Origin of the sequence: Microcystis sp. M_QC_C_20170808_M9Col, from assembly GCF_007095495.1 — a bacterium.
Lineage (GTDB): Bacteria > Cyanobacteriota > Cyanobacteriia > Cyanobacteriales > Microcystaceae > Microcystis > Microcystis aeruginosa.
Genome location: NZ_SFBZ01000107.1, coordinates 12,684 through 24,366 on the forward strand (window position 1 = coordinate 12,684; position 11,683 = coordinate 24,366).

The 11,683-nt window shown below is 42.3% G+C and carries 10 protein-coding genes; 4 read left to right on the forward strand and 6 right to left on the reverse strand.

All coding sequences use genetic code 11. The features are described 5' to 3' along the window. Nucleotides 1-104: 104 nt before the first annotated feature. Nucleotides 105-1,091, reverse strand: a complete 987-nt coding sequence (ccsB, locus tag EWV68_RS06610; protein WP_002743611.1) for a c-type cytochrome biogenesis protein CcsB — start codon at nucleotides 1,089-1,091, stop codon at nucleotides 105-107. 132 nt (nucleotides 1,092-1,223) lie between these two features. Here ccsB and ftsH point away from each other — a divergent pair, with 132 nt between their 5' ends. Further along, nucleotides 1,224-3,188, forward strand: a complete 1,965-nt coding sequence (gene ftsH, locus EWV68_RS06615) for an ATP-dependent zinc metalloprotease FtsH (RefSeq protein WP_287169259.1) — start codon at nucleotides 1,224-1,226, stop codon at nucleotides 3,186-3,188. 207 nt (nucleotides 3,189-3,395) lie between these two features. Here ftsH and EWV68_RS06620 read toward each other — a convergent pair whose 3' ends face one another. From EWV68_RS06620 to EWV68_RS06630, 3 genes are all read right to left on the reverse strand, one after another. Then, the gene (locus EWV68_RS06620; RefSeq protein WP_287169260.1) at nucleotides 3,396-5,312 is read right to left on the reverse strand and encodes a hypothetical protein; all 1,917 of its coding nucleotides are present in this window, start codon (nucleotides 5,310-5,312) and stop codon (nucleotides 3,396-3,398) included. After that, complete coding sequence (locus tag EWV68_RS06625; RefSeq protein WP_002780578.1) at nucleotides 5,281-5,634, reverse strand: hypothetical protein; 354 nt, start codon at nucleotides 5,632-5,634, stop codon at nucleotides 5,281-5,283. Before EWV68_RS06625 ends, EWV68_RS06620 begins: the two co-directional genes overlap by 32 nt. Before the next feature lie 121 nt (nucleotides 5,635-5,755). Further along, nucleotides 5,756-6,307, reverse strand: coding sequence for a thioredoxin family protein (locus EWV68_RS06630; protein ID WP_287169262.1), 552 nt, complete (start codon nucleotides 6,305-6,307; stop codon nucleotides 5,756-5,758). A 103-nt stretch (nucleotides 6,308-6,410) separates the two neighbouring features. Here EWV68_RS06630 and EWV68_RS06635 point away from each other — a divergent pair, with 103 nt between their 5' ends. The 3 genes from EWV68_RS06635 to EWV68_RS06645 all read left to right on the forward strand — a co-directional run bounded on the left by EWV68_RS06635 (nucleotide 6,411) and on the right by EWV68_RS06645 (nucleotide 8,760). Further along, nucleotides 6,411-6,677, forward strand: coding sequence for a ssr2422 family thylakoid membrane protein (locus EWV68_RS06635; RefSeq protein ID WP_287169267.1), 267 nt, complete (start codon nucleotides 6,411-6,413; stop codon nucleotides 6,675-6,677). 33 nt (nucleotides 6,678-6,710) lie between these two features. Continuing rightward, nucleotides 6,711-7,115 (forward strand): NIL domain-containing protein, encoded by a 405-nt coding sequence (locus EWV68_RS06640; protein WP_002739790.1) that lies wholly within the window; start codon nucleotides 6,711-6,713, stop codon nucleotides 7,113-7,115. Nucleotides 7,116-7,350: 235 nt separating this feature from the next. After that, nucleotides 7,351-8,760 (forward strand): isochorismate synthase, encoded by a 1,410-nt coding sequence (locus EWV68_RS06645; protein WP_287169268.1) that lies wholly within the window; start codon nucleotides 7,351-7,353, stop codon nucleotides 8,758-8,760. An 11-nt stretch (nucleotides 8,761-8,771) separates the two neighbouring features. Here the strand turns inward: EWV68_RS06645 and EWV68_RS06650 are convergent, their stop codons facing one another. Next, complete coding sequence (locus tag EWV68_RS06650; protein ID WP_287169270.1) at nucleotides 8,772-10,148, reverse strand: aldehyde dehydrogenase; 1,377 nt, start codon at nucleotides 10,146-10,148, stop codon at nucleotides 8,772-8,774. A 30-nt stretch (nucleotides 10,149-10,178) separates the two neighbouring features. Continuing rightward, on the reverse strand, nucleotides 10,179-11,657 hold the full coding sequence (locus EWV68_RS06655) for an Ig-like domain-containing domain (protein WP_287169272.1): 1,479 nt from the start codon (nucleotides 11,655-11,657) through the stop codon (nucleotides 10,179-10,181). Nucleotides 11,658-11,683: the final 26 nt, after the last annotated feature.

Below are 11,683 nucleotides of genomic sequence, written 5' to 3' on the forward strand. Positions count from 1 at the left end.
GGAGTCGGTCGTCGGTCGTCAGAAGATTATTTTTATTTATTCTTCCCACACCCCACACCCCACACCCTACACCCCACACCCCACAACCCACCCCTATAACTGATTTAGAAAAACCAACCGTAGGAATGAAGACCTTTACCTAAAAGATTCACCCCTAAATAACATACCCAAACCACAACAAAACCACTCGCTGCTAGAATAGCTGGTTTTCTTCCCTGCCATCCCCGGGTAATGCGGGCATGGAGATAAGCGGCAAACACTAACCAAGTGATTAGCGCCCAAGTTTCTTTCGGATCCCAACTCCAATAGGAACCCCAAGCTTCATTCGCCCAAACTGCCCCGGCGATGATACCGATAGTGAGAAGGGGAAAACCGAGACCGATGACCCGATAACTGATATTATCGAGGGTTTCCGCCAAGCTAAGACGTTGGGGCGAAAGAGTCGCCATCGCTGTTAAGGTGGGAGTTAAAAGGGCGGTTGTGCCACTGTTAGCCGTTTCCAGGAAAATTGGGGCGGAAAGAGTGGTAGATAACTTATTTTGCAGACGATAGGCCCCCGTACCCACGGAACTGCCTTTTAACTCGATATTTTGACCTCTAGTGACGATCAAAAAAGCGATCGCCATCAGGGAACCCACCATCAAAGCAGCATAACTTAACATCATGACGCTAACGTGCATCATCAACCAATTCGATTTTAAAGCCGGAACCAAGGGCGCCGAAGTTTGCATTTCCCCGGGTAAGGACAAAGTGGCAAAAGCAGTAATCCCCATGGCTACAGGAGTCGTCACCACCCCCACCAGGCGACTGCGGCTAGTGTACTCAGCAATTAAATGAACCGCAGTTACACCCCAAGCGAGAAAGAATAAAGATTCGTAAAGATTGCTGATGGGGAAATAACCCGCTTCTAACCAGCGCGCCCCCAATAAAGCGGCGATACAGAGGTTAGCGATGGCCACTCCCGTGCTGCCCAGGCCGGGCAACAAAGGTATGCTAGGAAAGGCTGCCCCGGCCCAATAAACCAGCATGGTTAAAAACAGGACTAAAAAAGAAGTGTTATCGAGAAAGTTCTCTAAGCTAACTAAATTCATGGGATTTCTCTCGTTTGTCGCTCGCTCGCTACCAAGTATTCCATCCTCTATCCTATCCCATCGGTAAGGCGATCGAGACAGGGAATTGTTAGTATAAACTTTGCATTTTCACTCTCACCTGCCCTAAAAATTATGGCTAATCAAGAAGATAATCAATTTTCCTGGTCGCGTTTGCCTCTGTTAGGCAAAATCCTGATCATTTGTTCTGGTGTTGCCGCTTTAGGCTATTTTCTTATCCCTCGTCCCTCAGAATTATCCAATATTCCCCTCGAACCCTACAGCGAATTTATCAGTAAAGTGGAACGGGGCGACATCAGTAAGGTCAGAATTGGCAATCAAGTCATCTTTTATCAATTAAAAAATCCTTTAGAATCCCTGCCTATTCCGGGTAATCCCTCCGTTAATCCCCCAGAATCAAATAATCCCCTTTATGGTGATTCTAGTTCTCTGGCGGGCAAACCAAGCAGTAATCTAGTCCCCGAACGAGTCTTGGCGACGATTCCAGTCGATAACCCCCAATTACCCCAACTATTACAGCAAAAAGGCGTAATCTTCGAGGCGATTCCCGTGGCCGAAAACAGTTGGATCACCACTCTCCTCGCTTGGGTGGTTCCTCCCTTAATTTTAGTCGCCGCCATGCAGTTTCTGTTCTATCGCAACGATGACACCCGTAAATCGCTGCTTTTTAACAAAAATCTCGCTAAAGTTTATGGAGACGGCGAAAAATATCCGATTACCTTCAGTGATGTGGCCGGGGCCGAGGAAGCAAAAACCGAGTTAAAGGAAATTGTCGAATTTCTCAAGGATGCCGAGCGCTTTAATAAAATTGGGGCGCGTATTCCTAAAGGTGTTCTCTTAGTCGGACCGCCGGGGACGGGAAAAACCCTTTTGGCAAAAGCGGTCGCGGGAGAAGCGGGAGTGACGTTTTTTAGCATTTCGGCCTCGGAATTCGTGGAATTATTTGTCGGGACTGGGGCAGCCCGGGTGCGGGATCTATTTGCCCAAGCGAAGAAAAATGCCCCTAGCATCATTTTTATTGATGAATTGGACGCGATCGGTAAATCGAGAAGTTCGGGATCGGGAACTAGCGGCAGCAATGATGAGCGCGAGCAGACTTTAAACCAACTTTTGACAGAAATGGACGGTTTTAGCCCCAAAGAAGCCGTCGTCATCGTTTTAGCCGCCACCAATCGCCCAGAGACTCTTGATGCCGCTTTATTGCGTCCGGGGCGCTTTGATCGCCAAGTTTTGGTGGATCGTCCCGATTTAGCGGGAAGACTGGCAATTTTGGAAATATACGCCCAACGAGTCCAGATGGGTGAAGATGTTAACCTCAAAGCGATCGCCACCCAAACCCCCGGTTTTGCCGGTGCCGATTTAGCCAACCTCGTCAATGAGGCTGCTCTCTTGGCCGCCCGCAATAATCGGGAAAAAGTCAGTCAAATTGACTTTAAAGAGGCGATAGAAAGAGTTATCGCTGGTTTAGAAAAGAAAAGTCGGGTTTTATCCGAAAAAGAAAAGAAAATCGTCGCTTATCACGAAGTTGGCCATGCTTTAGTCGGCGCTGTCATGCCGGGAGGTGGTCGGGTGGAGAAAATTTCCATCGTTCCCCGGGGTTTATCCGCTTTGGGTTATACCCTGAAAATTCCCACGGAAGACCGTTTTTTGATGACAGAAACCGAATTTAAAGAACAAATTACTATGTTATTGGGCGGTCGGGCAGCCGAAGAATTAATCTTTGGCAGTGTCACTAATGGCGCTTCCGATGATTTACAAAGGGCGACGGATATTGCTGAAAGAATGGTGACAATGTATGGTATGAGTAAATCCCTGGGACCCCTAGCCTACGATAAAACCGGACAGGCTAATTTTTTAGGTAATAATCAGGGTAGTCCCCGGCGTTTGATCGGGGAAAATACGGCCAAAGCGATCGATGAAGAAGTTAAACAAATTATCGACGCTAGTTACCAAAAAGCCCTAGCAATTCTCAGTCACAACCGCAATTTATTAGAGTCCATTACTGCTAATCTTTTGACCACAGAAGTAATCGAAGGAGAAGAATTGCAAGAATTCTTAAATCAAGCGCAAATGGTCTGATCAATCCTCATAAATAGGGTCTGCTGAAAAAGTTTTTCGTGGGGAAGTGGGGAAGTGGGGAAGTGGGGAGAACAAAGCTGCCTTTTGCCTTTTGCCTTTTGCCTTTTGCCTTTTGCCTTTTGCCTTTTGCCTTTTGCCTTTTGCCTTTTGCCTTTTGCCTCTCCTCATAACTAGGGTTTGCTGAATAAATAATCGAGAATATCTAACTTAAGGAGAGGAGAGGATCAAAGCATTGGAAAACTGGTATTTCCCTGCTTTGACGGTTAATTTGCCCTTTTTCCAACCCAAAGAAACGGGAGAGTTATCTCGACTTAAACTGTTATAAAGGGCGAAATTTTTTGACCAATCGTGCTTTTGACCGTTACGAATTAAAATCGGCAGTAGATTGATTTGATTATAGGTCAATTGTAAACTCTGCCCTTGACTGCCTTTAAATAAAACCCTGCCCTGCTTAATTTGAGTTAAATTTACTTGACTTTTTTGCTTAAATATGCTCTTGAAATTCTCATAACTACCCTGGGTTGCCGCTTCCCCCACTTCCAGAGCAAAACCCGCATAATTGTTACCTGTGGGTAAAGCTTGGTAGGTATTATCATCGGGATAAGGGGAATTAGGAATCTCGATCATTTCAGGAGAAGAAAGATTTATTAATCTCAGGGCTAACCAAGTTTTTTCTAATTGAATAAACCAGATATTATCATCTTTTTCTACCTTGGCAGTTTTCGGTAATTGCCAGAAAAAAGCTTGGTCTGCTGGACGTAACCAGATTAAAAGATTACGATATTGTCCGATTTCATCCCCAGGATTTTTGCCCGGTTTTACGCCATTTTTGCCAGTGTTAGCCACAAAAAAATCCACCCCTTTGTGTTGATTAAAGGCCATTAATTTAAACGGGGCCACATCGCCATCGGGGAAAGTTCCCGCCAGACTACCCATTTGATAACTAGCCCCGATAAATTGAGTTTCCCAATAACCCGGACTTTGATTATTGCCCGGTTTCCAGTTTTCATACAGGGGTTTACTGGCGAGAATTTCTACCGGTTTATTAAAGTTTTTTCGGGCTAATTCCATCACTGCCAAAGGAGGACGATAACCACTGGTAATTAAATAAAGAGAGTCCAATTCCGGGCGATTATTAGGGACGGGAGTATCACCAAAGTATAGCCAAAAAGTGCGGGATGCGTGCGATCGCATTACGCCATGGCCATCACCATAATCGCGTTTTACAGGGCCACCCCAACCACCGCGATAATATTTAACACTAGCGGCCATGGATAACCAATCTAAGGCCATTTTTGCCCATTGTTTAACTTCCGTATCTTGAGCAAAATCGTAGAGATTGAGATAGGGAGCAAAGGTGTGACCGTGATAAACTTCTGAATCCCATTCTCCCATACCGATGTTATATAAAGCTGAAACGTAACGCTTAATTTTACTTTTATAAATTTGACGAGTTGCTTCATTTCCGGTTTCTTCGGCCATCAGATAAACTGATGTTTCGCGCATTGCCCGCAGGTTATCAGTATTACGACTATCTACCCATAAACCCCGTCTTGTTATACTCCAATCATTACCCGTTCCTTGGCCGGTACCGTGGATAGGATGGGGCCGTTGTAAAGGGTCGGTTTCTGTCCAAATTTTCGCCGCATTATACATTCTCTGACGATAAACAGGATCGAGATATTTTCCGAGCAGAAAATATTTTCTAATTTGTCCTTTCAGGGTAAAAGAAAAATAATAATCTATATAATCGGTGTGGGCCTGTTCCCGTTTTTGTGGGTCATCCTGCTGCAGGAAATCTAGGGCTTTTTGCCGGTTTCCTGCCAAGAAATCAAACATGGCCATAGCATAGGATTTTTTCTCGTTTTCTCCCCACAAATTGCCATAACTTTCCCGATTAGCAAAATGGTTAATAACCTGCTTGGCCCTTTGTTGAAATTCTGCCTCTAATTCCGGTGTCCAATCGTTAAGATATTGGGGTTTAACTTCGGCAACAGGGAAGGAATAGATCGAGTTTTGAGAAACAGAATAGAGGGAATTAAAGCCAATAGTAAATAGGGCAATTATTACCGCTAAAATTAGATATTTAATTCTAGATCCAATCGTCATCTTCGGCAAATTCATCGATGTTTCCTTGATTTTCTGGGGACTGAGGTTGATTCTCTTTATCTAATTGTAAAGGAACTGGTTCAGGAGGGATAATTTCTGGTAATAATTCTTCGGGTTTTTGACCATCTACCTCCACCACAATCATTTCTGTGACGGGAAACCAAAGTATGCGGCCTTGATCGTCACAAACCGTCAGCGATCGAGATTTATCTGGAGTCTCGGTTGCGAAGAAATCTCCTAACATTTTGGTGGGTAAAATATTCTTACTTTCACCACCACTAACTCCTAGGAATATATATTCGTTACCTGTGGTCAAATGTTGGACAATAATCGCCATAGTTAAAAAATTCAGTCAATGAAATGTACTTATTGATAAGCTGTTGACTCTTGAATGATAGCTTTCAGCCATGAGCTTTCCACTGATAACTGATAACTGATTACTGATAACTGATTACTGATTACTGATTAACTTGACTGCCGTGACTGCGAGGATCAGTTTGACTAGCGCCCGCAAGGATATTAAAATCAGAAGCCTGTCCCGTAGTGGTGGCATAGGGTAGGGTAGAATTGGTTAAAAGTGCTTCTAAATTAGCAGTTAAAATTGATTTTGGTTGTTCTCCGATCGCTTGGGCAACTGGTTGTCCTTGATTATTTAAAAAGACAAAATGGGGAATACCATCCACGCGATAACGGAGAATTTCCGGCAACCATTTATTATTATCAACGTTGAGCATGACAAAATTAATGGCATTACCGTATTGTTTTTTAATTTCGGCAATTTCAGCGGCCATCGCCTGACAACTGGTACACCAATTAGCATAAAATTCTGTCAGGGTGGGTTTACCATTGCTGAGGGCAAGTTCGAAAGGTGTCGCTTTTTCCGCTTGCGCTTCCAAAGATACAGAACTAGCGGTGGTTTGAAACCCCAAGAAAATCGCTACACTAAGGATAACTGCCGTTACTGCCAGCAGCAGATTTCTGATTTTGTTGGTGGGTGTGGTGGCTGTCATGGATATTTAATCAAAGTTTACTTTGTCCTATTGTAACGACTGCTGCGCTCTTTTAGTATTGGTGTCGATTGAGTTACAATTAAGTTAGAGATGGGTAATAATTATGACCGAAGAAAGACTCGAGCGAATAGAGGGACAGCTAAAAAGGCTAGAAGGGTACATTCATACAATTGAGGGGCGATTAGAAACTTTAGAAAGTAACGTTCAAAACATTGAAAAAAAGCTAGGAGACGTGATCAACCAAATTCGTGAACTTAGTCTTAGCATCGATACCTACCAAAAAGCTGATCAACAGGTAGTTAATTTGGCTTTTGGTCTGATCGTTGCCGCCACTGCTGCTATTGTAATTCCAGCCGTTTTCGGCAAATAAGCAAAAAAAAGATTCTTTGATCGGAAAGGCTGCATGAAAAAACGCGTTACTCTCACTTTTCCCAAAAAAGCCGTCCATATGCCCGTTACCTATCGACTGGCGAAGGATTTTAACGTCGCCGCTAATATTATCCGCGCCCAAGTTGCCCCCAATCAAGTGGGAACATTAGTATTAGAATTATCGGGAGATATCGATGAGTTAGAAGCGGCGATCGAATGGTTACAATTACAAAATATTGGCGTTTCCCAAGTTAGTCGCGAAATCGTCATTGATGAAGAAAAATGCGTCGATTGTGGGTTATGTACGGGAGTTTGTCCCACGGAAGCTTTAACCCTTGATCCCGAAAGTTTTCGTCTCAAGTTTTTGCGTTCCCGTTGTGTGGTTTGTGAACAATGTATCCCCACTTGTCCCGTGGTGGCAATTTCCACAAACTTGTAAAGTAGCAGTTATTAAATTAATTTTTTTGCCCATTTAAATAATAGCCATCTCTGGAGATTTTAAGCCTTCATTTGTCTCCAACGCGGTTAATCGTCACAAATATCCCCTTCCCTTTCTGCCTAAAGACCCTTTCTCCGATACCATAGTTAAAAAGAGATTGCTGACTCTGGCCACATCTGTGGGGATTACATACCATTAATCATGGTTTTTTTGCAAAAAATACAAAAAACTTGACATGACTTCTGCCGTTCCTCGCCTTTCCTATCCTGATAGTCCGATTGCTGATCTTCGCGGCCTCTATAACTTTATCCTCAACCCGCAACTGTTAGCCGCAGAAAAGGGAAATCCGTCGATCGTTAGTTTTTGTCAAAAAATTTCCCCCGTTGATACCCTAGAAATTCTCTCTCGGATTGCCTCTAGCTATGCCACCCATTGTTATTGGGAAAATCCCGAACGAGAAACCGCTTTTCTCGGCTACGGCATCGCCTTTGCTGCCACTTTCCACGGCAAACAACGTTTTTTAAAAGCTCAAAAATTTATTGAAAACTGTCAACAAAGAATTATTAAAATTGATAACTATAGCGAGATTACCCCCCGCATCTTTTGTAGTTTCACTTTTTTCGACTCGGAAAGAGCTACCCCCTTTCCCTCAGCTACCCTAACCCTGCCTAAGTTTCAAATTATCAAAAAACAGTCGGAATATTTTTTCCTTACCAATCTCCTAATCACCGGCGAAAAAGAAATAGAAAACTCCCTCGAAGAAACTATCAACAACCTCAAAATTATCCAAAATAACTCGAGCAATTGCCGACAAAATCCCCATCAGGCTCCCTGTAGTTATTATATTCATCCTACCTATAATTTTCAAGCGGCTGTTGCCGATGCACTCCAATCTATCCACGCCCAAAAATTTAGCAAAATTGTCCTCGCTCACGCTCTTGACGTGATTTCTCCCCGTCCTTTTCATCTGGTAAACTGTCTCGATAATTTGCGTCAGCGTCATCCCGATTGCTACACTTTTTCCCTCAGCAATGGACGGGGAGATCATTTCATCGGCGCTAGTCCCGAACGCTTGTTAACTGTCCATCAGGGGCAATTAATCACCGATGCTTTAGCGGGATCCGCTCCCCGGGGAGAAAATGCGATCGAAGATGCTCTCTTGGCCAATAAACTCCTCGCTAGTGAAAAAGAACAACGGGAACATCGGGCTGTTAGTGACTTTATTAACCAAAAACTGCGACAAATTGGCTTGAATCCGCAAAATTCTCCCTCTAGATTGTTAAAACTCTCCAATATTCAACATCTCTGGACTCCTATCCATGCCAAACTAAAACCCTCCATCCATCCCCTCGAAATTGTTGCCCAACTACACCCCACTCCTGCTGTTGCTGGGGTTCCCACCGAGATCGCTTTAGCACAAATTCGTCATTATGAAACCTTTGATCGCTCTCTTTATGCCGCTCCTTTGGGTTGGATTGATTGTCACAATAATAGTGAGTTTATTGTTGGTATTCGTTCGGCATTAATTAAAGGCGATCAAGCGCGATTATACGCCGGTGCGGGTATTGTTGCCGGCTCCGATCCAGAAAAAGAACTAGCAGAAATTCAGCTGAAATTTCAAGCTCTCTTAAAAGCTTTAACTTAAACTGTAGCTTTTTAGCGAACTAATAACTTAAATAAGTTTAATTTACCCTTAAAAGGCGGATATTTTAAAACAGGATTGAACCAAAGAGGTGTTTTCATAATCGCTTTTTGGTGACTAAAATTCTCAAAGGAAAAACGACCATGATAGCTACCAATACCGCTATTTCCCCGACCACCAAAGGGTAAACTAGGATTAGTAAAATGAAAACTATTGTTGTTAATACAACCTCCCCCAAACTGGACAGATTCTAACCATTTCTTTTCGGTTTTTGCCTTAGTAGTAAACAGATAAAAAGCTAGAGGGTTAGGATTTTTAGCAATAATTGCTAAAGCTTCCTCAAAAGTGCTAAAGGCAATGATCGGTAAAATTGGACCGAATATTTCCCCTTGCATAATAGGAGCATCGAGGGAAACATTAGTTAATAAAGTTGGTTGAATATATAAATTTTCTCGATCGGTTTTGCCACCAAAAACAATCTCACCATCTTTGAGCAAGTCAATCAGGCGATCAAATTGTTTATCATTAATTATCTTACCATAATCAGCACTTAATCTGGCATCTTCACCAAAAAAATTAACAATAGTATTAGCTAATTCTCTGATCAAATTCTCCTGCTGGGATTGATGTACTAAAACATAATCAGCTGCGATACACATTTGACCACAATTAGAGAATTTTGTCACGGCAATGCGACGAGTTGCCACGGAAATATTAGCATCAGCTTCGATAACACAGGGACTTTTTCCCCCTAATTCTAGAGTAACAGGAATTAACTTTGCTGCCGCTAGTTGATAAATAATTTTTCCTACCCTGGTACTGCCAGTAAAAAATATATGATCAAAGGTAAAACTGTCTAACATATTCGGAATTACTTCCCCACCATCTCCCGAGACAATTAACACATATTCTTCGGGGAATATTTCTTCAATTATTTTAACTACTAATTTTTCCGTCGCTGAGGCAAATTCACTCGGTTTTAATACCGCACAGTTACCAGCAGCAATGGCACCGACTAAAGGCACTAATAACAATTGGAGGGGATAATTCCAAGCACCAATAATTAAAACCACTCCTAAAGGTTCCCGAATAATCTGACTGGAGGATGGGAAATTTAAGAGATTAGTTTTAACAGTTTTGGGTTGCATCCATGAGCGCAAATTTTTTAAAGCGGTCTTAATTTCCACCAAAAGGAAGCCATTTTCAGTAATCCAACAATCCTCAGGACTTTTCTTTAAATCGCTATATAAAGCTTCATAGATCTCCGCTTCATATTTAATGATTGCCTGTTTTAACTTCTCTAACTGCTGACGACGGAATTGATAGGAACGAGTGGCACCACTAACAAAATACTGACGCAATTTGGCTAATTTTTCTGAGTTTGACAGCATCGAAATAATTCCTAACTTAATGATGAAATTCTACGGCATCCACTGGGGACGAATTCCCGCTAGAGGTAATTCAATTAAATCAGATTTACTGGCTTTTACTCCATCTTGTAGGGGAGGAATTAACATCCACAAACGACCACCGATAATTGTTTCTCCCGAATCGGTAGTCAAGAGATTAGTAGGATTAGTATCATAACTGGTGCGAAGTTGATCAAAAATAATTGCTAAACCATCGGGAGATAAACTAATGTGAATATCACGATAATCAGCTAATTCCAGTAGGGGAGTCACTTGACCGGTCTTCACATCTATTTTAGCAAAATAGGGTTTTTCTTTGTACTCTTGACTGTTAGTAACTAACTCGGTTAACAAACAATACAAATCACTACCGGTGGCATTAAATTGACAATCTATAATCGAACCTTGTAGATTGAGTAAGCGTTTTTGTAATCCTTGATTATTGACATAAAAAAGCGATCGAATATAACGCATTTTGGCATTATCCGTATTAAAATTCACCATTGCTGCGGCCGTACCATCGGCAGAAAAATTCAAAATTCGCCCAAATTTTGGTAAAAAATCCAGGGGTTTTGTCTCGAATTTTAAGGGCAAAAGCGCAATTCCTTCCCCCTGGGTGACAGCCAAAGTTTTACTATCAGGTGCGATCAAAAATTCTCCGCCTTGGATGTTTAATTGTTGGGGTTTTTCCCCCGATTTAACTGCCCATAAATCGAAGTTAATCGGATTGCGGCGCTCAATTCTCTGCACGACAATAGTTTCCCCATCTTTAGCTAAATCAAAGTGATTATTTTGATAATCTTTATTGTCTAGCACTAACTCAATTTTTGCAGGGGATTGACTGCTATCAACTTGGTAAAGCTGCAGTTCACGAATTCCCTCTATCCCCCGATTTTTCGCCACGGCCGAAAAGAGGATTTTTTTACCATCAGGATAGAATTCAAAAGCCATAACGGTCAAATTTGCGGGGGTTAAGAGGGTTTTCTTCTCCTCGGTCAAGTTATAAAAAATTAATCTCCCCTGTTCTTCCCCATTAGTGCCAATATAGGCAAAAGCACGATCGCGACTTTTAAATTCTCTTTCAAAAATTGCCAGGGTTTGTCCTAATCGATTACCGCTGCGAAATTGTTCCCGCGCACCTTCAATTTGCAGATGATATTTTTCTCCGTAGGGAATGGGAGAAGTGAGGGTATAAGCTAATCGTCTTCCGGCCCAACTCAACTTACCCGGCAGCGGAGGATCGATAACTAGATTTTTTTCTACACTAGCATGATCCATGGGGCGATCAAAAGTGATAATAAATGCTTGATCTTCTGAGCCAATTTCTCGATTTTCCCAGCTAAATTCCTTGACCCTTGGACCGGTTTGTAAAAGACATTGATTACCACAGCTATTACCTAACCAAATTAAGCCGCCAATTACTAAGGTTAGCGATACAATTAATGTTATCGCTAATTTATCAATCGGTTGTAGTTGTAAGGTCTTGATCATTATAGTAGATGGTTAGAAACAACTGA

Coding starts and splice junctions, on each gene's coding strand:
- EWV68_RS06620 (WP_287169260.1), bottom strand. CDS start 5,312: ATGAATTTGCCGAAGATGACGATTGGATCTAGAATTAAATATCTAATT.
- EWV68_RS06630 (WP_287169262.1), bottom strand. CDS start 6,307: ATGACAGCCACCACACCCACCAACAAAATCAGAAATCTGCTGCTGGCA.
- EWV68_RS06655 (WP_287169272.1), bottom strand. CDS start 11,657: ATGATCAAGACCTTACAACTACAACCGATTGATAAATTAGCGATAACA.
- ccsB (WP_002743611.1), bottom strand. CDS start 1,091: ATGAATTTAGTTAGCTTAGAGAACTTTCTCGATAACACTTCTTTTTTA.
- EWV68_RS06635 (WP_287169267.1), top strand. CDS start 6,411: ATGACCGAAGAAAGACTCGAGCGAATAGAGGGACAGCTAAAAAGGCTA.
- ftsH (WP_287169259.1), top strand. CDS start 1,224: ATGGCTAATCAAGAAGATAATCAATTTTCCTGGTCGCGTTTGCCTCTG.
- EWV68_RS06650 (WP_287169270.1), bottom strand. CDS start 10,148: ATGCTGTCAAACTCAGAAAAATTAGCCAAATTGCGTCAGTATTTTGTT.
- EWV68_RS06645 (WP_287169268.1), top strand. CDS start 7,351: ATGACTTCTGCCGTTCCTCGCCTTTCCTATCCTGATAGTCCGATTGCT.
- EWV68_RS06640 (WP_002739790.1), top strand. CDS start 6,711: ATGAAAAAACGCGTTACTCTCACTTTTCCCAAAAAAGCCGTCCATATG.
- EWV68_RS06625 (WP_002780578.1), bottom strand. CDS start 5,634: ATGGCGATTATTGTCCAACATTTGACCACAGGTAACGAATATATATTC.